15 protein-coding genes are annotated in these 19,152 nt (G+C 73.6%); 11 read left to right on the forward strand and 4 right to left on the reverse strand.

The annotated features are described in order from the left end of the window. The first annotated feature begins 117 nt into the window (after positions 1-117). The 5 genes from M1D46_RS02795 to M1D46_RS02815 all read left to right on the forward strand — a co-directional run bounded on the left by M1D46_RS02795 (position 118) and on the right by M1D46_RS02815 (position 6,473). Entirely contained in the window at positions 118-1,695 is a 1,578-nt protein-coding gene (locus M1D46_RS02795; protein ID WP_456286536.1) for a pyridoxal phosphate-dependent decarboxylase family protein, read from the forward strand. Next, positions 1,692-3,041, forward strand: a complete 1,350-nt coding sequence (locus M1D46_RS02800) for a lysine N(6)-hydroxylase/L-ornithine N(5)-oxygenase family protein (RefSeq protein ID WP_456286537.1) — start codon at positions 1,692-1,694, stop codon at positions 3,039-3,041. Before M1D46_RS02795 ends, M1D46_RS02800 begins: the two co-directional genes overlap by 4 nt. Further along, positions 3,038-5,401, forward strand: coding sequence for a GNAT family N-acetyltransferase (locus M1D46_RS02805; protein WP_456286538.1), 2,364 nt, complete (start codon positions 3,038-3,040; stop codon positions 5,399-5,401). Before M1D46_RS02800 ends, M1D46_RS02805 begins: the two co-directional genes overlap by 4 nt. Positions 5,402-5,514: 113 nt before the next feature. Beyond that, entirely contained in the window at positions 5,515-6,177 is a 663-nt protein-coding gene (locus M1D46_RS02810) for an acyl-CoA synthetase (RefSeq protein ID WP_456286539.1), read from the forward strand. Further along, entirely contained in the window at positions 6,174-6,473 is a 300-nt protein-coding gene (locus M1D46_RS02815; protein WP_271172605.1) for an amino acid transporter, read from the forward strand. The genes M1D46_RS02810 and M1D46_RS02815 overlap by 4 nt, the downstream gene beginning before the upstream one ends. 114 nt (positions 6,474-6,587) lie before the next feature. Here M1D46_RS02815 and M1D46_RS02820 read toward each other — a convergent pair whose 3' ends face one another. The 3 genes from M1D46_RS02820 to M1D46_RS02830 form a co-directional block, all read right to left on the reverse strand. After that, entirely contained in the window at positions 6,588-8,057 is a 1,470-nt protein-coding gene (locus M1D46_RS02820) for a DUF5129 domain-containing protein (RefSeq protein ID WP_456286540.1), read from the reverse strand. A gap of 74 nt (positions 8,058-8,131) precedes the next feature. Next, on the reverse strand, positions 8,132-8,884 hold the full coding sequence (locus M1D46_RS02825; protein WP_456286541.1) for a hypothetical protein: 753 nt from the start codon (positions 8,882-8,884) through the stop codon (positions 8,132-8,134). Beyond that, positions 8,881-9,429, reverse strand: coding sequence for a hypothetical protein (locus M1D46_RS02830; RefSeq protein ID WP_456286542.1), 549 nt, complete (start codon positions 9,427-9,429; stop codon positions 8,881-8,883). Before M1D46_RS02830 ends, M1D46_RS02825 begins: the two co-directional genes overlap by 4 nt. Before the next feature lie 135 nt (positions 9,430-9,564). Between M1D46_RS02830 and M1D46_RS02835 the strand changes: the two genes are divergently transcribed. Genes M1D46_RS02835 through M1D46_RS02845 form a run of 3 tightly spaced genes read left to right on the forward strand, consistent with a single transcriptional unit; the run spans position 9,565 to position 15,694 of the window. Beyond that, positions 9,565-10,734 carry a hypothetical protein gene (locus M1D46_RS02835; protein WP_456286543.1) on the forward strand — a complete coding sequence of 390 codons (1,170 nt, stop codon included), beginning with the start codon at positions 9,565-9,567 and terminating at the stop codon, positions 10,732-10,734. 37 nt (positions 10,735-10,771) lie between these two features. Beyond that, positions 10,772-15,076: an FtsK/SpoIIIE domain-containing protein gene (locus M1D46_RS02840; protein ID WP_456286544.1), complete on the forward strand. Its 4,305-nt coding sequence runs from the start codon at positions 10,772-10,774 to the stop codon at positions 15,074-15,076. 9 nt (positions 15,077-15,085) lie between these two features. After that, positions 15,086-15,694: a hypothetical protein gene (locus M1D46_RS02845; RefSeq protein WP_456286545.1), complete on the forward strand. Its 609-nt coding sequence runs from the start codon at positions 15,086-15,088 to the stop codon at positions 15,692-15,694. 371 nt (positions 15,695-16,065) lie between these two features. Here M1D46_RS02845 and M1D46_RS02850 read toward each other — a convergent pair whose 3' ends face one another. After that, positions 16,066-17,046, reverse strand: a complete 981-nt coding sequence (locus M1D46_RS02850) for a hypothetical protein (RefSeq protein WP_456286546.1) — start codon at positions 17,044-17,046, stop codon at positions 16,066-16,068. Positions 17,047-17,463: 417 nt separating this feature from the next. Between M1D46_RS02850 and M1D46_RS02855 the strand changes: the two genes are divergently transcribed. Genes M1D46_RS02855 through M1D46_RS02865 form a run of 3 tightly spaced genes read left to right on the forward strand, consistent with a single transcriptional unit; the run spans position 17,464 to position 19,149 of the window. Next, positions 17,464-17,757 carry a WXG100 family type VII secretion target gene (locus M1D46_RS02855; RefSeq protein WP_271172613.1) on the forward strand — a complete coding sequence of 98 codons (294 nt, stop codon included), beginning with the start codon at positions 17,464-17,466 and terminating at the stop codon, positions 17,755-17,757. Between the two features lie 55 nt (positions 17,758-17,812). Next, a complete protein-coding gene (locus tag M1D46_RS02860; protein ID WP_456286547.1) occupies positions 17,813-18,844 on the forward strand; it encodes a WXG100 family type VII secretion target in 1,032 nt (343 codons plus the stop codon). Continuing rightward, positions 18,841-19,149, forward strand: coding sequence for a hypothetical protein (locus M1D46_RS02865; protein WP_282978450.1), 309 nt, complete (start codon positions 18,841-18,843; stop codon positions 19,147-19,149). Before M1D46_RS02860 ends, M1D46_RS02865 begins: the two co-directional genes overlap by 4 nt. The last annotated feature ends 3 nt before the right edge of the window (positions 19,150-19,152 follow it).

The following is a 19,152-nucleotide window of genomic DNA, read 5'->3' on the forward strand; positions in this document are numbered from 1 at the left end:
GCCCTCCATTCTCTCAGCGCCTCTCCGGCCATCCGTGCAGCGGCGACTCGCCGGATCCGCTACCGTGCCTTAGGTTAGCCAAGCCTAAGTAACAGACGAGCATGGAGGATCACGCGAATGGCACGAGTTCTGCCGGAGACGAGCGGGAGCGCCGCGGGGGAGACAGCCGGTGCGACCGCGCTGCTGACGGATCGGACCGCGGACGAGTACGCGCGGCTGGTGCACGGCGTCGTCGACGCCGTCGCGGCGCGGTTCCGGATGACGACCGCCCCGTCCTCGGGTGCCGAGCGGCGGGAGCTCGAGGCGCTCGTCGACGCCGTCGCGCTCGACGACGACGGCATCGGCAGCGCGGCGGCCCTCCGCGAGGCCGACGAGCTCTACGCGCAGCACGCGGTCTGGTTCCACCACCCGGCCTACGCCGCGCACCTCAACTGCCCGGTCGTCCTCCCGGCCGTCGCCGCCGAGGCGATGCTCGCGGCGATCAACACCTCGGTCGACACGTACGACCAGTCGCTCGTCGCGACGCTCATGGAGCGGCGCCTCGTCGCCTGGACGGCGGAGCGGATCGGGTTCGCCGACGGCGACGGGATCTTCACCTCGGGCGGCACGCAGTCGAACCTGCAGGCGCTCTTCCTCGCGCGGGAGAAGGCGCTGCGCGGGGTCGACGACCGCGGACGCGCGATGGCGCGGCTGCGCGTGCTCACGACCGCCGCGAGTCACTTCTCCGTCGCCCGGTCCGCGCACCTTCTCGGGCTCTCGGCCGACGCGGTCGTGCCGGTCGGGGTCGACGCGGACGGGCGGATGGATCCCGCGGCGCTCGCACGGGCGCTCGCGGAGACGACGGGCGCGGGCGGGGTCGTCATGGCCGTCGTCGTCACCGCGGGCACGACCGACCGCGGCATCGTCGACCCCATCCGTCCGGCGGCAGGTCTGTGCGATGCGTACGGCGTGTGGCTGCACGTCGACGCCGCGTACGGCGGGGGCCTGCTCGTGTCGCCCACACGGCGCGGGCTGCTGGACGGGATCGAGCGCGCGAGCTCGGTCACGGTCGACTTCCACAAGACGTTCTTCCAGCCGGTGTCCTCGAGCGCGCTCATCGTGCGCGAGGCGACCGACCTCCTCGCCGCCGCGTGGCACGCCGACTACCTGAACCCCGCCGAGGAGGCGCGGGCCGACGACGCCGACCCGAACCAGGTCGACCGCTCGCTGCAGACCACGCGGCGCTTCGACGCGCTCAAGCTGTGGACGACCCTGCGCGCGCTGGGCCCCGACCGGGTGGGGCGGATGTTCGACGACGTCTGCGCGCTGGCCCGCCGTGTGCGCGAGCGCCTCGACGCCGACCCCGAGCTGCGCCCCGTCGGCACGACCGATCTCAGCACGGTGCTGTTCCGCTACCAGCCGGATGGCGTCGACGACGCGACCGCGGACCGGCTCGTCCCGCTCGTGCGCCGCGTGCTCTTCCAGTCGGGCCGCGCCATGGTCGCCCGGACGGTCATCGACGGCGTCCCGTGTCTCAAGCTGACGCTGCTGAACCCCGCCGCCACTCTGGCGGACATCGAGGCCGTGCTCGACCTCGTGCGCGCGACGGCGCACGGGCTCCTCGCGGGCGACGCCCTCGCGACGCGCGACGATCCGCCGTGCCGCGACGTCCATCCGCGCCTCCCGCGCCTGACCGCCGAGGAGGACGGCCGATGAGCGCGGTCCGCGATCTCGTCGGGATCGGCATCGGCCCGTTCGGACTCGGGCTCGCCGCCCTCGCGCAGCCGCTGCCCGACGTCGATGCCGTCTTCCTCGACCAGGCCGACGGCTTCCGGTGGCATCCGGGCATGATGATCGACGGCGCGACCATCCAGGTGCCGTTCCTCGCGGACCTCGTGACGATGGCCGACCCGACCTCGCCCTACTCGTTCCTCGCGTTCCTGAAGGCGACGGGGCGGCTCTACCCGTTCTACATCCGCGAGTCCTTCTATCCGCTGCGCTCGGAGTACGACGCCTACTGCCGCTGGGTCGCGGCGCAGCTGCCGACGCTGCGCTGGCGTCGCCGTGTCGTCGCCGTGGAGGAGGCCGGAGACCTCCTCCGCGTCCGCGCCGAGGTGCGCGGGCCGGATGGCGGAGTGCGCGGCATCGAGGAGCATCTCGCGCGGCACGTCGTCCTGGCCGTCGGCACGCGGCCCGTGCTGCCGTCGGCTCTCCAGGGGCTGTCCGGCGCGGGCGCAGGCCCGGTCGTCCACTCCGCCGAGTACCTCCCGAACCGCGCAGCGCTCCTCGCGAGCGGCGCGGTGACGGTCGTCGGCAGCGGGCAGTCCGCCGCCGAGGTCTACCGCGACCTGCTCGAGGCGCGCGATGGGCGGGTGGACTGGGTCACGCGCTCGCCGCGGTTCTTCCCGATGGAGTACACCAAGCTCACGCTCGAGATGACGTCGCCCGAGTACACCGACCACTACCGCTCCCTTCCCGAGGAGCTGCGCGAGCGTCTCGGCCGCGAGCAGCGCGGGCTCTACAAGGGCATCAGCGCGGACCTCGTCGACGAGATCTACGACACCCTCTACCGGCTGTCGAGCGCGGACGGCACGGTGCCGTCGACGCTGCTCACCGACACCGAGGTCGTCGACGCGCGCCATGACGTCGAGACGGGCGATCACGTGCTCACCCTGCGCCACGCGCAGCTCGATCGGACGCACGAGCACCGCACGAGGGCCGTGGTCGCCGCAACCGGCTACCGCGCCGAGGTCCCCGACTTCCTCGACCCGGTCGCGCATCGCGTGCGCAGGGATCGCCGCGGCCGCCTCGACGTCGCGCGGACGTACGCCGTCGACGACGCCGAGCGCATCCACGTCGTCGGGGGCGAGGAGCACACGCACGGCGTGACGGCGCCCGACCTCGGCTTCGGGCCCTGGCGGGCGTCGGTCGTGCTCGCCGCCATCACGGGCCGTGAGCCGTACCCGATCGAGCGGCGGATCGCCTTCCAGACCTTCGGCGTCCCCGGTGACGGCGCGGCGACGGATGGCGCGGCGCGCGTGCTCGAGGAGGCGGCGCGATGAGCGCGACGGCTGTCTCCGCCCGGCTCGCCGTCGAGATCGAGCCGATCGACCCCGCGCGCGACGCAGCGCGCCTGCAGCGGTGGCTCGCGCATCCGCGCTCGCGCTTCTGGGAGATGGCGGACCTCGACGTCGCGCAGGTCCGCGCGTACCTCGAGACGATCGCGGTTGACGCGAGGCACGGCGGATGGCTCGGGCGCGTCGACGGGGAGGCCGCGTTCTACGTCGAGACCTACGAGCCCGGCACGCTGCTCCCGCCGGACGTGTTCCGCGCCGAGCCCGGCGACATCGGCATGCATCTCCTCATCGCGCCGCCTGCGGGCGACCCGACGACGGGCTTCACGTCGGCGGTCATGCGCGGGGTGATGCGCTTCTGCCTCGGCACGGCGCAGGAGCGCGGACTCGGCCGGAGCCGGGTCGTCGTCGAGCCCGACGTGCGCAACGAGCCGATCCTCGCGAAGAACGCCGCAGCGGGCTTCCGGGTGCTCGGGGAGGTCGACCTCCTCGCGGAGGGGCGGGTCAAGCGCGCCGCGCTCAGCGTCTGCACGCGCGACGACTTCGCGGCGAGCCCGCTGGGCGCCGGTTGGGCGGGGGAGCGCTCGCCGCTGCCGCACCTCACCGCCGACCTGGCGGCGCAGGCGCATCGGCACCTCGTCGTGAAGGCGCTCTCGGAGCTCTCCCACGAGCGGCTCATCGCGCCGACGCCGCTCGCGGACGGGCGGTGGGAGGTAGCCGAGGGCGACGTGCGCTACACCTTCCGCGCCCGCCTGCTCCCCCTCGAGCACTGGGCGATCGACCCCGCGAGCGTGCGGCGCGAGCGCGACGGCGCCGAGCTCGAGCTCGACGTGCTCGAGCTGATCCTCGAGCTCCAGCCGCGCCTGGGCATCCCCGATCAGCTCCTGTCGGTGTACCTCGAGGAGCTCTCGTCGACGCTCGCGAGCGCGGCCGGCAAGCGTCTGCGCGCTCTCGAGGGCGCGGCGCCCACCGCCGAGGGCCTGCTCGAGGCGAGCTTCCCCGAGACGGAGGCGGCGATGACGGAAGGGCATCCGGGGTTCCTCGCGAACAACGGGCGCATCGGGTTCTCCCACGCGGACTGGAGCGCGTACGCGCCCGAGAACGGCCGCCGCACGCGCCTCGTGTGGGTCGCGGCTGCCCGCGAGCACACGCACCTGTCGCTCGGGCGCGGTCTCGACGAGGCGACGCACCTCGAGCAGGCGCTCACGGCCGACGAGCGGCGCGCCTTCGCGGAGCGCCTCGCCGACGCGGGGCACGACCCCGCGGGCTTCCATCTCCTCCCGCTCCACCCCTGGCAGGCGGAGCACCGTCTCCCGGTCACCTTCGCCGCGGACGTCGCGCGCGGTCACCTCGTCCTCCTCGGGCGGAGCGCCGACGAGTACCAGGCGCAGCAGTCCATCCGGACGTTCCTCAACCTCACGCGACCCGGCGCTCCCTATGTGAAGGTGGCCCTGGCCATCCAGAACATGGGCTTCCTGCGCGGGCTCTCGCCCGCGTACATGCGCGACACCCCCGCGATCAACGACTGGGTCGCCGACACCGTCGCGTCGGACGCGACCTTCGCGGAGGCCGGCTTCGCCGTGCTGCGCGAGCGTGCGGCGATCGGGTACACGGGCGACGTCTACCACCGCACGCCGACCCCGAACCCCCACCGGAAGATGCTCGCGGCGCTGTGGCGCGAGAGCCCCGTGCCGCTCATCGGCCCGGGGGAGCGGCTCGTCACGATGGCCGCCCTGCTCCACCGCGATCACGAGGGCTCCGCCTACGCGACGACTCTCATCCGGGCGTCGGGTCGATCGCCCGAGGAGTGGCTGCGGGCCTACCTCCACGCGTACCTGCGGCCGCTCGTGCACGGCGTGCTCGGCCACGATCTCGCGTTCATGCCGCACGGCGAGAACCTCATCCTCGTGCTGCGCGAGCATACCGTCGCGCGCGCGTTCATGAAGGACATCGGCGAGGAGGTCGCCGTGCTCGGTCCGCGCGGCCTGCCGCCGGAGGTCGAGCGCATCCGCGCCGAGGCGCCGGGGAGCGAGAAGGCCCTCGCGATCTTCACCGACGTGTTCGACGGCGTCCTGCGGCACCTCGCGGCGATCCTCGATGCGGACGGGCTCCTTCCTGCCCCGTCGTTCTGGCGGCTCGTGGCCGAATGCCTCGACCGCTACGAGGGCGACCATCCCGACCTCGCGCGCGGGCTCGCGGGCGACGTCGACCTGAGGGCCGGGTCCTTCGCGCACTCGTGCCTCAACCGCCTCCAGCTGCGCAACACGCTCCAGATGGTCGACCTCGCCAACCAGGCGGAGTCGCTGCTGTACGCGGGCGAGATGCCGAACCCGGTCGCGCGCGTCTGATCGTCACGCGAGGGAGGGGACTGCACGGGCCCCTCCCTCCCGTGACGGGCCGTTCCCAGGGGCGGGTTCCCTAGACTGGACGTGTCCCTTCGCACGCACGAGGTCCCATCACCATGCCCGCACGTCAGCCGTTCGCCCCGAGCACGCGCCACGTCCAGCTGCTGCGCGCGCTCATCGCGGCGCTGGCGGCCCTCATGGTGACCTTCTCGCCCGATCACTCGGCCGCGGTCGGGCTCTCGGTCTTCAGCGGGTGGGCGATCGCGACCGCCGTCGTGCTGGGGCTCGGCACCTGGATGGTCACGCCCGCGGGGCAGCGCGTCCTGCCTGCCCTGCTGGCCTTCGCGCACCTCTTCGCCGGCATGGCCGCGGGCATCACGAGCCTGCGCGGCCCCGCTCTCTACTTCGTCGTCATCCCCGTGTGGGCGCTCGTCGCAGGAGCGCTCGAGACGGGCCTCGGCGTCGCCCAGCGCCGCCGTGGCGAGAGGATCGTCGCGCGCGACACCCTCACGATCGGCGTGCTGACCCTCGTCGTCGGCGCGGCGACGCTGCTCGTGCCCTCGGGATACGCGCTCGACTACTTCATCGAGGACGCCGGACGCACCTTCACCCTCACCGGCGAGATCATCGCGGTCGGCCTCTTCGGTGGCTACGCGGCGATCGTCGCGGTGTTCCTCGCGATCGCCGGGTTCTCGCCCGCGTCGCCGTCCGCCGCGTCGGCGGAGACCGCAGCACCCATCAGCGGGGGCGACCCCCGCACCTCGGAGGACCGTCCGTGACCGACAAGCCCACCCGACGCGCGCTCATGCGCCCTGTCCAGCTGCTCGCGATCGCCTTCGGGTCGGCCGTGTTCGCGCTGCTCGTGGGCGCCATGTCGATGGGGGCGTTCACGCAGCAGCCCATCGAGGTCATCTCCCAGGCGTGGACGGTCGCCTCGATCATCGCGGGCATCGTCTTCATCGTCGTGCTGCTCGTCGTCGCGATGCTGCTCCTCGTGGTCGACCCGGCCGACGTGACGAAGACGATCGACCGCCCCGTGCTCCTCCCCGACGAGGACGAGCCGGAGGCGAAGTAGCCCCGCGCCCCGCGCCACTGCCGAGCGCAGGAGAATCGCGCGGCAGCAGGACGTCGTCGCCGAATCCATCCTGCTGCGGGCGGATTCTCCTGCTCTGGCGCGCGGTCCGCGTGCTCAGAACCGGGACGAGCTGCCGGAGCCTGAGAAGCTCCCGCCGCTCGAGCCGTACCCGGTCGCGCTGCCGCCGCTCGAGAACGAGGACGACGACGCGGCGCTGCGGTCGCTCTCGACCTGCGTGACGCCGGCCGAGTAGCCGGCGCTGAAGGCCACGGGGCTCCAGTACTGCCCCGGCGTCGACACCGTGTCGAGGATCGAGCCCGTGCGGGCGCGGCTCGTCTGGCGCTCGCGCTCGAGCTCGGCCTCCATCGCCTCGCGCTCCGAGTCGGCTTGCGCGAACGCCGCGATGAGGGCGCGCGAGTGATCGGCGAGCAGGTCCGAGAGCCGCGCGCGCAGCGCCTCCAGCGCCGCGAGCGCATCGCCCGGTTCGAGGGAGCCTGCGCGCAGTCCGGCGCCGAGCCGCTCGAGCTCGGCCTCGGCCTCCGCCCGGAAGGCCGTGAGCGCGTGGGCGGTCGCGAGCTCAGCCGCCGCGGGGTCCTCCACGAGCGCCGTGATCCCCGCGAGGTCCTCGCGCACCGGATCGACCTGCGCAGCCCACGCGCGCTCCCACGTGTAGGACTTCGTGAGGAGCGCCGCGGCGTGCACGATCGCGTCGTCGACGAAGTCCATCTCGGCCGTCTCGTCGGCGAACCGGCGTGCGGCCTCCACGGCGCCGGCGCGCGAGCGCTCCTTCTTCGTGAGCGCCTCGATGCGGCGCTGCTCCTCGAGGGCACGGTGGTAGCGGGCCGAGAAGTCGTGGAAGCGCTGGTCGAGCCGCTGCGCGTACGGCGAGTCCGACGGCAGCGTGCGCGCCGCGAGCTCGGTCGTCTCGAGGTCCATCGTCACGCGGGTGAGATGCTCGCCGCCGCGCGCGAGCGCCGCCGCGACCTTCTCACGGCGGCTCGCGCGGACGCCGAGGGCGATGAGCCACGCGCCCACAGCCGCACCCCCGCCCACCCAGCCTGTGACGATGACGGCGGGCGCGGCGTACCAGGGGCGCTCGATGATCCCCGCGGCGGCCTCGACGCCGTCGATCACCCCGCCCGTCCAGTCGCCCGCGCGGAACGCGTCCTTCGTCGCGTCCTGGATGGCCGCCTGGTCGTCGAGCGACACGGCGCGGTCCTCGCCGAAGTACGTCCCGACCTGTCGGCCCTCGGGGTCGAGAGCGAGGAGGAACAGCCCGTCGGCCCACTTCTGGCCGTCGTCGGTGATCCACTCGGGATGGCTCTCGCGCGCGTACGCGAGGACGCGCTCGTTCATCTCATCGGAGGCCTCGCCCTCGTAGGTGTAGATCGCGACGGTGGTGGGCGCGTAGAAGTCGATCTCGTCGAGCGCGTCCTCGAGCTGCGGCAGGTAGAGGCGACCGGCGGTGTCCTCGACGACGAGGTCGCCGTCGTCGAGGGAGACGGCCTGCGCTGCCGTCGCGCCGCCGAGCGCGGTCAGGGCGGGGATGGCGGTCGCGACCGCCGCGCGCATCCATCGGGACATGGGACCTCCCCGGTCGTCGTCGTGACCACCCTAGGCGCGCGTCCCGGCCGCGCGGATCCGCCGCACGACGGAGGTCAGCACCCCTGCGCGAGATCCTCCGGGGCCGTCACCGCGACGTCCTCGCCCCATCCCGCGAACGAGAAGCGGCCGTCGCCGGAGCCATCTCCCGCGAGGAACTCGAGAGGGAGCGGCGCGCCCACGGCGGCGACGGTCAGGTGACCGGTCGGGCTCTCGCTGCCGCCCATCACGAGCTCGGCCGTCTCGGCGCCGGCCGCGGGCGGCATGACGGCGACCTCCTCGGCGCTGCGCAGGAGCTGCTCGACGAGCAGCGACGGATCCAGCAGCGGCTGCCAGTCGTCGAGCGCGCTCGCGGAGGCGAGGCACACGAAGCCGTCCCGCGCCGCCGCGAGCCCGCTTCGCTGGGCGAACGCGTCGTTGCCGCGGACGTACGCGGCGCCCTCGGCGACGACGACGTCGAGCGCGAGGTCGCCGGCCGCGAGGCTCGCCTCGTACGACTCGGGGTCGCCCGCGAACGTCACCGACACCGTCCGGCCGGGCGAGGGCGGCGTCTCGGGATCGTCGTGCACGACGAGCTCGGTGTACGACCCCTCGTAGCGCACGTCGCCCGCGGCGCGCACCGCCTCCGCGATCTCCGCGATCGCCTGCTCTCCGGGGATGAGCCAGAGTCCGTTCCCCGGGTGCGCGGGGTCGTAGGCGCCGAGGTCCACGCCCTCGAGCGGCTCCGCCTCGACGCCCGCGGCGCCCGAGCAGCCGGCGAGCGCGAACGCAGTCGCCGTGAGCACGAGGGCGGCGGAGGGCCGTCTCATCGCTTCGCCTGCGCCACGCACACGCTCTGCGCGCCCTCGCGGGCGAGGGCCGCCGCGTCGAGCGCGACCGGCTGGTCGGCGAAGGCTGCTGCGCGCACGACGAAGCACGTGTCGCTCTCGAACGCGCCCGTCGACTGCGGCAGCCAGACCTCGGTGCTCTCGATCACGAACTGGCTGAGGTCGGTCGCCGTGCCACCGCCGTGCACGGCGTAGACCGAGTACGCCGCGTCGGGCCCTTCCCAGTCGAGGTGGGCGTTGCCGTCCTGCACGGTGAGCGCGATGTCCGAGACGACGACGTCGCTCGAGAGCATCGCGCTGACGACCATCCACGCGGCCATCCCGAGCATCGCGAGGATCGTGAGGATGGCCGAGACGAGGAACGCGGGGTGCCGCCACCACCGCTTGGGGCGCTGCTGGCGCGCGGTCAGCTCGGGGAGCGGCCATCCGCCGCGGCCGAGTGGCGGCTTCGGGCCGTCGGCGCGCAGGCGCGTCTGCCCGGCGTCGGTTCCGATCGCGGGCGGCGGGGCTGCGGATGGCGCGTTCATGGGGTCCCGTCGATTCTCGCGCACGACCGGATGGGCGGAGGTGGGGAGTACTGCCCCCAACGACACCGGGCAGCCCGACCTAGCATGGGAAGCCGCCGCGTCCGCGCGCGGCGAGGCGACGGAGAGGAGCGACGCATGCGCCGCAGCCTCGCCGTCCTCGCGCTCGCCGCGGCCTCTGCCGCGAGCCTCGTCGCGCCGGCCGCCGCCTACAGCGGGCCGAACGCGATCGCCATCCCGTATCTCGATGAGAAGGCGGTGAACACGCCGGAGGGCTGGACCGTGACGGACTGCGCGCCCGTGCTGGCCGCGTCCGACCTCGTCGTCGCGTGCGCGGCAGACGGGTTCCTCCTGCGCGCGGAGGAGTACGACCCCGACTACGGCAGCGACATCGTGCCGGTGCCCATGACGAACGGGCGCACGACGACGACCATGGAGTACGTCGTGTCTCTCGAGGCGCCCGAGGCTCCGTCGGTCCCGTCGGCCGCCTACCCGCATCCGGTCGCGGCCGGCGGCACCCTGCTCCTCCCCGTGAGCGACCTGGGGGCGACGTGCCTCGTCTGCGGGGGAGGCGGTCGCCTGGAGGTCTTCTCCGTCTCGCCGTCCGATGTCGCCGAGGTCACGGCCACGGAGACGCACCTCGTGATCCGCCCGAAGGCCTCGTTCGACGGCCCGCTCGAGGTCACGGTGCGGATGGCCGACCAGTACGGCACCTGGTCGGAGCCCGCGACCATCACGGTGCCGGTGTACCGCGCCGAGCGGCCGCCCGTGGCGCAGTCCGTACATGCGCCGCTCACGCCCGGGGAGGTCTCCGAGTTCGATCTCGCGGGGCTCGTGGCGACCGAACCGGGTGCGCGTCTGTCTCTCGTCTCGTGCGGCGACGCGGTGCACGGGACGGTGGTGTGCGGCGCCGACGGCATCGCGCGCTATCTGCCCCGCGACGGCGCGCGCGCCGATCAGTTCAGCTTCCACATCGCGCAGGGCGGCGCGCAGGCGACCGGCTCCGTGACGCTCGCGCTCCCCGACGGCGACCTGCCCACGGAGGGCCTCGTGTCCGCCCAGCCGGTCGAGCCCGCGGAGCGGGTGCCGCGCGCCGAGCTCGAGGCCGCGCAGCAGGCGCAGCGCGACAAGGAGGTCGAGGCCGCGGAGGCGCGCGGCGAGGAGCCGCCGGCAGAGGACGAGGACGTCGAGCTCGTCGGCCTGCGCGTGCCCCTGCGGCTCGCGCCGGCGACGCCCGTGGAATCGGAGCGCTCCGCGGGCGTCTTCCGACCGCTCGGCGCGCTGCTCGACCGGGTGGGCGCCCGATGACCCCGAAGACCCCGAACGACCGAGAGGACGCGAGCCGATGAGCGTGCGCCTGACCCTGCAGACGACGCCCGCGCAGGCCGATTCCTGGCTGCTCGACGTCGACGAGGCGACGACCGTCGGCGAGGTCGCCGAGTCGCTCGGCGTGAGCCCGCAGCTGCTCGCGGGCGGCGCAGACCCGGCGACGCCGCTCGCCGGGGCCGGTCTGCTCTCCGGCGCGGTCATCCCCGACCGGGCTGCGCCCGAGCCCGACCCGCGCACCGTGCGCCTGGAGATCGTCGGCGGTCCGTTCGCGGGCCAGACCGTCCCCGTCGAGCGCGGGCAGGCGCTCACCGTCGGCTCGGGCGAGGGCGACGACGTGCGCGTCGCCGACCCGGCGCTCGCACCCGCCCATCTGACGATCCAGATCGCCCTCGGCGGGCCATCCGACCCCCTCCTCGCGACGATCACCCCGGTGGCCGGGGCGAAGACGCTCGTCAACGACGTCGCGATCACCGCGCCCGAGCGCATCGTGCCGGCCGACCTCGTCCAGATCGGCAGCCTCGTGCTCCGCATCGGCATGGCGCCGCACGCCGACGCCGACCTCACCGACACGATCGGGGGCCGAGGATTCAACCGCCCGTCGCGCGTCCCCGCGCGCGCCGTGCAGCCGTCCATCCAGCTCCCGGGCGACAAGCCGGACGACCCCGATCAGTCGCCTCTGCCGTGGCTGTCGGCCGTCATCCCCGTCGTGCTCGGCGTGACCATGGCCATCCTCTTCCAGCGGCCCGTCATGCTGCTCATGGCCGCGGCGAGCCCGATCATGGTGATCGGCTCGTTCCTCACGCAGCGCAAGCTCGCGCAGAAGAAGGGGCTGAAGACCGAGCAGCAGTGGATCGACGAGGTCCGCGTCGCGGGCGAGCGCATCCGCGATCTCGTCAAGCGCCAGCGCCTGGCGGCCTGGTACCGGCTGCCCGACCCCGTGGTCGTTCGCGACATCGTCCTGCGCCCGCTCTCGCGTCTGTGGGAGCGGCGCAAGGCCGACGACGACGCCATGGCGCTGCGCGTGGGCGTGACCGAGATCGACCTCGACGTGCGCTTCGAGGGCGGCGGCCGCGACCGCGGCGCCGAGCAGCGCGTCGGCGTCGGGCCCGCGCCCGTGGCCGTCGACTGCCGCGCGGGCGTCGTGGGCGTGGCGGGGCCGGCCGACGCCGTGCGGTCGCTCGCGCGCTCGATGGTGCTGTCGTTCGCGGCCCTGCGCAGCCCCCGCGACGCCGAGGTCATCGTGCTGTGCGACGACGGCGCGGAGGCCGAGTGGGGGTGGACGAGCTGGCTCCCGCACGCGCACACCGCCGAGCACGTGCCCGCCCTCATCGGCAACGACGACGACACGCGCCGCGAGCGGCTGCGGGAGATCGCCGTCGCCCTCGACGTGCGCATGCGGATGGCCGGCCAGCGCGGCTACGAGGCGCCCACCGACGTGCTCGTGGTCGTCGACGGGGCGCGCCGCTTCCGCATGCTGCCCGGCATGGTGCCGCTGCTCGAGCACGGAGCGCAGCACGGCATCCACGTCCTCGCGCTCGACAGCGACCGGTCGCGCCTGCCCGAGGAGGCGACGAGCGTCGTGGTCGTCGACCCGTCTGATCCGTCGATGGCGTCGCTCGAGCGCCCGGGCGGCTACTTCCCGTCGGTGCTGCTCGACGGCGTCTCGGTGCCGCAGTGCGAGCGGATGGCCAGGGCGCTGTGCTCGCTCGAGCACGTCTCGGGGGTGGGCGACGAGGCGATGCTGCCGACGAGCGTGCGGATGGTCGACCTCCTCGGGATCGACCTCGAGGATCCGTCGCCGCTCGTGCGCCGCTGGAACGCGCAGCCGCGCAACACCTACGTCGTGGTCGGCGCGAACGCCGACGGGGAGTTCGCGCTCGACATCTCGCGCGACGGCCCGCACGCCCTCGTGGCGGGAACGACCGGATCGGGCAAGTCGGAGTTCCTGCAGGCGCTCGTCGTGGGCCTCGCGATGGCCAACCGTCCGGACGCGCTCAACTTCGTGCTCATCGACTACAAGGGCGGGTCGGCGTTCGCCGACTGCGAGCGCCTGCCGCACACCGTCGGCATGGTCACGAACCTCGACGCGCGCGAGACCGAGCGCGCGCTCGCGTCGCTCGACGCCGAGCTCAAGCGCCGCGAGCAGGTGCTCCGCGAGATGGGCGCGAAGGACGTGGACGCCGCGTGGGCGAAGGATGCCGAGACGGCAGCCCGCCGCGGCCTCGCGCGCCTCATGCTCGTGATCGACGAGTTCGCCGAGCTCCGCACCGAGCTGCCGGAGTTCATCGACGGCCTCGTGCGGATCGCCCGCGTCGGCCGCTCGCTCGGCGTCAACCTCGTGCTGGCGACCCAGCGGCCATCCGGTGTCGTCACGCCCGAGATGCAGTCGAACATCAACCTCCGCGTCGCCCTGCGCGTGACCGATCGCAACGACTCGTCCGACGTGCTCGGCTCGGGCGAGGCCGCGCTCATCAGCCCGTCGACCCCCGGGCGCGGCTTCGTGCGCCTGGGGCCGTCGGCGGCGCCGATGGGCTTCCAGACGGCGCGCGTCGCAGGCATCCGCCCCGGCGCTGTGCGCACGACGAAGGTGCTGCCGCCCAAGGCGCCGATCACGTGGGATGCGCTCGGCTTCCCCGTGAAGTACCCGCCCGCTGCCGCGCACGCCGAGAACCACGACCACGACGACACGGATCTGCGCGCGCTCGTGAACCTCATCACGGCCGCATCCGACCAGCTCGGCATCGCGAAGAACCCGAGCCCGTGGCTCGTCCCGCTGCCGGTGACGCTGCCGATCGAGCGGTTCGAGGGGGAGGCGCTGCGGGAGACCGAGATCATCCTCGGCCTGGAGGACGTGCCGAAGGCCCAGGCGCAGCGCACCCTCACGTGGGACATCGCGACCGGCTCGCACCTGCTCTTCGCGGGCGGGGCCCTGTCGGGTCGCACGACGGCGCTGCGCACCGTGCTCGCGCAGGTGGTCGAGCGGGTCGACCCGGGCGACGTGCACCTCTACATCGCCGACTTCGGCAACGGCGCCCTCCTGCCGCTCGCGGACGCCCCGCACTGCGGCGCGGTCGTCACCCAGCTCGACAGCGACCGGCTGCCGCGCCTCATGCAGCGTCTCCTCGAGGACCTCCAGCGCCGCCAGACCGTGCTCTCGAGCGCGGGCGTCGGGCACATCTCCGAGCAGCGGCGGAACGCGCCCGAGGCCGCACTGCCCTTCGCGATCGTCGCGGTCGACGGCTGGGAGCGCCTGCTCTCGTCGATGGGCCCCGACCAGCTCCTCGCCTTCCGCGAGCAGTTCATCCGACTCCTGCGAGAGGGCCCCGCCGTGGGCGTGCGCGTCGTGATGACGGGCGACCGCGGCATCTTCGGCGACAAGGTGACGAACTTCGTCGACACGCAGTACGTCCTGCCGGTGCGCGACATCGCGGACTATCGCGCGGCGGGCATCCACGCGAAGGATGTCCCGACCGATCTCCCGCAGGGACGCGTGCTCTTCGGCGCCGAGGCGGCGGAGGCGCAGCTGGCCGTGCTCGGCCGCGACACGAGCGGCGAGGCCCAGACGACCGCGCTGCGGCGCGTCGTCGAGCGCGTGCGCGACGCGTTCGACGAGCGCGGGGGAGCGACCGGTCCCGAGCCGTTCCGCGTCGACCCGCTGCCGAAGTACATCGCGCTGTCGGCCGTGCGCGACCTGCCCGTGGCGGAGGGCGACGACCCCGACGGCATCGTCGTCGCGGTCGGCGGCGACCGACTCGCGCGCTGCACGCTCACGTGGCCGGGCGACGGCGGCTTCGTCGTCTCGGGCACGCGGCGCTCGGGGCGCTCGTCGACGCTCGCCGTCATCCTGCGCCAGCTCGCCGAGCGCGGCGACCACGCGGTGGTCGTCGCCCCCCGGCCCTCGCCGCTCAGCGAGCTCGCGCGCGACGTGGGTGTGCCGGTCATCGAGAACACGGCACTCACCCCGCTCGAGCTCGACGAGGTGCTCGCGCCCTTCCCCGGGGTCGTGACGTTCGTGGTCGACGACGTCGAGCAGCTCAAGAACGCCCCGCTCGACCACGCCCTCACGGGCGTGCGGCACCGTGCCGTCTTCATCGTGGCCGTCGACGCCGAGTCGACGTCGACCCTCTTCGGCGGTCCGTTCGTCGAGGCCAAGCGCTCGCGGCGCGCGATCGTGCTCCGCCCGGAGGCCGCGCTCTACGGCACCCAGGCCGCGGGAGCGGCCATCCCGAAGTTCATGCTCGGGCAGGTGCCGATCGGCGGCGGGGTGCTCTCCACTCCCCGCGGCTGGCTGCCCGTCCGCGTTCCCGACATCCGCCAGTGAGGAGCTGACATGGCATCGGCACGCTGCGCGTACTGCGCTGCGACACTCGAACCCAGCAGCATGTACTGCCTCGCGTGCGGGCAGCTCGTCCTCACGACGCGCGCCGACCGCGCCGCCGACGACGGGTGGGAGCCGACGGAGCGCGCGGCGGCTCCGGCACCCGTGCCGCCCGCGGAGCCGGCCGCGGATTCGAGGGCCGCCACCGCGCCATCCGCCCCCGCGTGGACGCCGCCCGACATCGCACCGCCCGCGACCCGTGCCGCGGCCCGGGCGCGCGAGGCGTGGGGCGAGCGGGTCCGACTCGTCTTCTCGACAGGGGAGGACGTCATCGTCTCGGGCAGCGCGGTCATCGGGCGGCGACCCGAGCAGACCGCGGCGACCCTCGGCGCGCAGGCCGTGGAGGTCGCCGACACGACCCGGTCGATGTCGCGCGTGCACCTGTACCTCGAGCTCGAGCGGGGCGTCCTGCGGGCGGGCGACGCCGGTTCCGGAAACGGCTCATCGCTGCGCCGCGGCGACCGGACCATCCCGCTCCCCGTGGGCGAGCAGCGGGTCGAGGTGCGCCCGGGCGACGCCCTCCGCGTCGGCGACGTCGACATCGCGCTGTCGCCCGCCTGAGCCGGTGGTGGGGGTGCGGCTGTTGGGGTCGCAGTTCGCGGCCGTATTCGGCGGTTTGGGGCCGGGAAGTGCGACCGGAGTGGTGGGCGCGGTTGTTGGGGTCGCAGTTCGCGGCCGTGTTCGGCGGTTCAGGGCCGGGAAGTGCGACCCGAGTGGTGGGCGCGGCTGCCGGGGTCGCAGTTCGCGGCCGTGTTCGGCTGTTCAGGGCCGGGAAGTGCGACCGGAGTGGCGGTGCGGCTGTTGGGGTCGCAGTTCGCGGCTGTATTCGGCTGTTCAGGGCCGGGAAGTGCGACCGGAGTGGTGGGAGCGGCTGTCGGGGTCGCACTTTGCGGCTGTATTCGGCGGTTTGGGGCCGGGAAGTGCGACCGGGATCAGGCGCGACGGCCGCCGAGCGCGTCACGCACGCGTCGGACGAGCTCGCGCGGATTCGCCAGCAGCGGTGCGGTGACCTCGACGACCGTCCATCCCGCTGCGCGCAGTGACGCGATGCGCTCCACGTCGCGAGCCCACGAGGCCCCGTGCAGCATCCCGAGGTACTCGATCGCCACGCGCTCGCGGCGGTAGAGCATGTCGACGCAGGCGAGGAATCGTCCGGAATCGTCGAACACGTCGCCGTTGAGCTCCGGCTCCGGCAGTCCGCCGCAGACGAGCTCGAACCGGACGCGCGATTCCTTGGGCGACCAGGCGTCGGGACGGATCCATCCGACCGCCTCGCGCAGCCTGACGATTCCCTGCCACCGGCCGGTCGCGAGCGCGGCCTCGAGCTGCGCGACGGTGGCGAGCGGGGGCCGTCCGGGCGTCGGGCGGCCGACGCCTTCGCGCCAGACCCGGCAGAAGAAGTCGCCGAGGGCGATGAGATCCGGCAGCGGAAGCGTTCCGAGGCCGGCCCAGGTCGTCGCCGGCGAGGTCACGAGCAGGCCGGCGTGCTCGCGGAGCGACGTCATCTTCGCCTGCGCGCGGTGCCGGATGACGCCTCGAGCGCGAGGAAGCGCCGTCGGTCCGATCACACCCACGTGGACGCCGAGGTGCGTCTCGTCCGCGACAGCTCCGTCCGGCGTGAACACGAGGGGCAGCGGCGCGCCCCAGACCGACGCTGCCGTCTCGCGGCAGAAGAAATGCCCCGGGTGCAGGCGATGCGCGTACGCCCTGGCGAGTCGGAGCCGCTGCTGCCGCTGCCGTTCGTAAGGGTCCTCGACCTCGCACGGAGCCAGGTCGACCGTGCGGATGCCGCGAAACGGGCGCCCGAGATCGGCCGCGCGCAGGCGCTTCTCCCCGACGCCCAGCGCGCGTGCGTCGCGCACGGCGAAGGTGTCGCCGAGATCCTGCGGGAGGTTCATCCGGTGCCGGCCCATCTCCTCACCGTCGCACCAGCGCGCCGAGGCGCGTCCGCGCTCTCCACAGCCACCGCGACCTCTGGCTCGCGGTTCACGCGCGTTCCGGTCGCACTTTTCGGCCCCCATCGTCGATTTGGGGCCGCAAACTGCGACCTGGGCGGTGGTGGCGCTCGTCGCGGGGGCGGATCCCGGCGGGTCCCGGGCGGATGCCGGCGCGTCGATGGCGGCGCTGTGCAGAGGGCGTCGAGAGCGTCCGGGAGACGCCCTCGGCGTCGCTGCCGGCGACATCCCCTGCCGCCTGCCCGCCGGCTGCGCCTGGGCACTCCTCCCCACAGACGGATTTCGGGCCCGCGGCTAGCGTGGAGGCGACCCCGATCATCTGGGGTCAGGGGGCACGACTTCACCGCGCAGCGCGGTCACACCACGGAGGAAGAAATGGCAGAGATCAAGGTCACATCCGAGTCGCTCGCCAGCGTCGCGGGACAGCTCTCGAGCGGATCGCAGTCGATCGAGTCGCAGCTGTCGAACCTCAAGTCCCTCGTCGAGGGCCTCATCGCGGGCGACTGGAACGGCCAGGCGTCGCAGAGCTTCAACGAGCTCTACTCGCAGTGGGACCAGGCGGGCATCCAGCTCAAGGAGTCGCTGCAGGGGATCAGCGACCTCCTCAACCAGGCCGCGCTCTCGTACGAGGACAGCGAGTCGGCGATCGCCGCGACGTTCAACGGCTGATCCGTCGCGGTCGTCGGCGTCCGCGCCGACGACCGCGCCTGCGTAGGGGGCTTCCATGGTGCAGTTCAGGGTGCGGGCCGAGTCGCTCGCCGAGGTCGCGGGCCTTCTCGGCTCGGTGATCGCGACGTTCGACGGCAACATCTCGTCGGTCGACTCGCAGGTCCAGAACGCGCTTCAGAACTGGAAGGGCGACGACGCCGAGTCGTTCCGGCAGAACTGGTCGCGGTTCGTCGCCCTCTCCGAGCAGGTGCGCCTGTCGCTGACCGGACTGCAGAACGGCCTCATCTCCGCCGGCGTGAGCTACGACACGACCGAGAGCGGGCTCCGCCAGGGGATGGCGCAGACGGTGCCGAGCGTGCAGGGCCTGCGCAAGCACGCCGTGCAGTTCGAGGAGGGCGTCGCCCGAGGCGAGGCCCGCGCCGAGGACATGGCCGAGTTCTTCGGCCGCGACTACGCGGGCGACGACGAGGTCGAGCGCTTCGGGGGAGGCGCTCTCGGCGGTTCGAAGGGCCGCTACACGGGCGGCGGCTCGGGCGACACCGACGGCGACGGCGACGACGACTCGATCGGCACGACGCCGTTCCTGTCGGACGAGTCGGTCGAGGAGTTGCACGGCGACGACAGCGAGCTCGAGGCGGGCTTCGTCGAGACCGAGGACGGCGTCGTGCAGAAGCCCGAGGACGCCGTCGACGCCGGCGAAGACGCCTCGGACGGCGGCGCAGCAGCGGATGGCGGTGCGCCAGCGGATGGCGGCGCGGGCGCGGGCGAGGACGCCGCCGGGCTCGACGCCCAGGGGCAGCCAGCTCCCGCCGATCTGCCGCCGGCTGCGGACTCGTCGATCCACGGCGACGCCGGGCCCGCCGAGTTCGAGCGGCCCGCGCCGGAGCAGCGCGCCGAGGCCCCATCGCTCGATGCGCCGTCCTTCGAGGCCTTCGTCGGCGAGCAGCGGGTCGAGGCCCCGTCGCTGCAGGCCGAGTCGCTCCGGGCCGAGATGGGCGCCGTGAGCTTCGAGAGCCCGTCGCTGCAGGCCGAGTCGCTGCAGGCCGACGTCGAGCTCTCGTTCGATGACACGCAGGGGGAGCGATGACCGATCAGCAGGCCGATCCCGCCGAGCTCAAGGCGCTCGAGCAGGCGATGACCGAGCTCGTGGGCTACTGCGACGCGCTCCGGAGCGGGGCGTCCGGGTTCGCGTACATGCTCCCGAACGAGTGGCAGGGGCCCGCCATGCAGGCGTTCCTCGGCGCGTTCAACTCCTGGGCGCTCGGCGCCGAGGCCATGCGCCTGAGTGCGGAGGGCCTGCAGAAGCAGGTGCACGCCGCTCAGGTCGCGTACGAGACCTCGGTCGACGCCATGGAGGACTACTGGTCGACCCTCGCGGCGGCTCTGGGATAGGCA

The sequence above is a fragment of the Microbacterium sp. JZ70 genome, assembly GCF_053903225.1.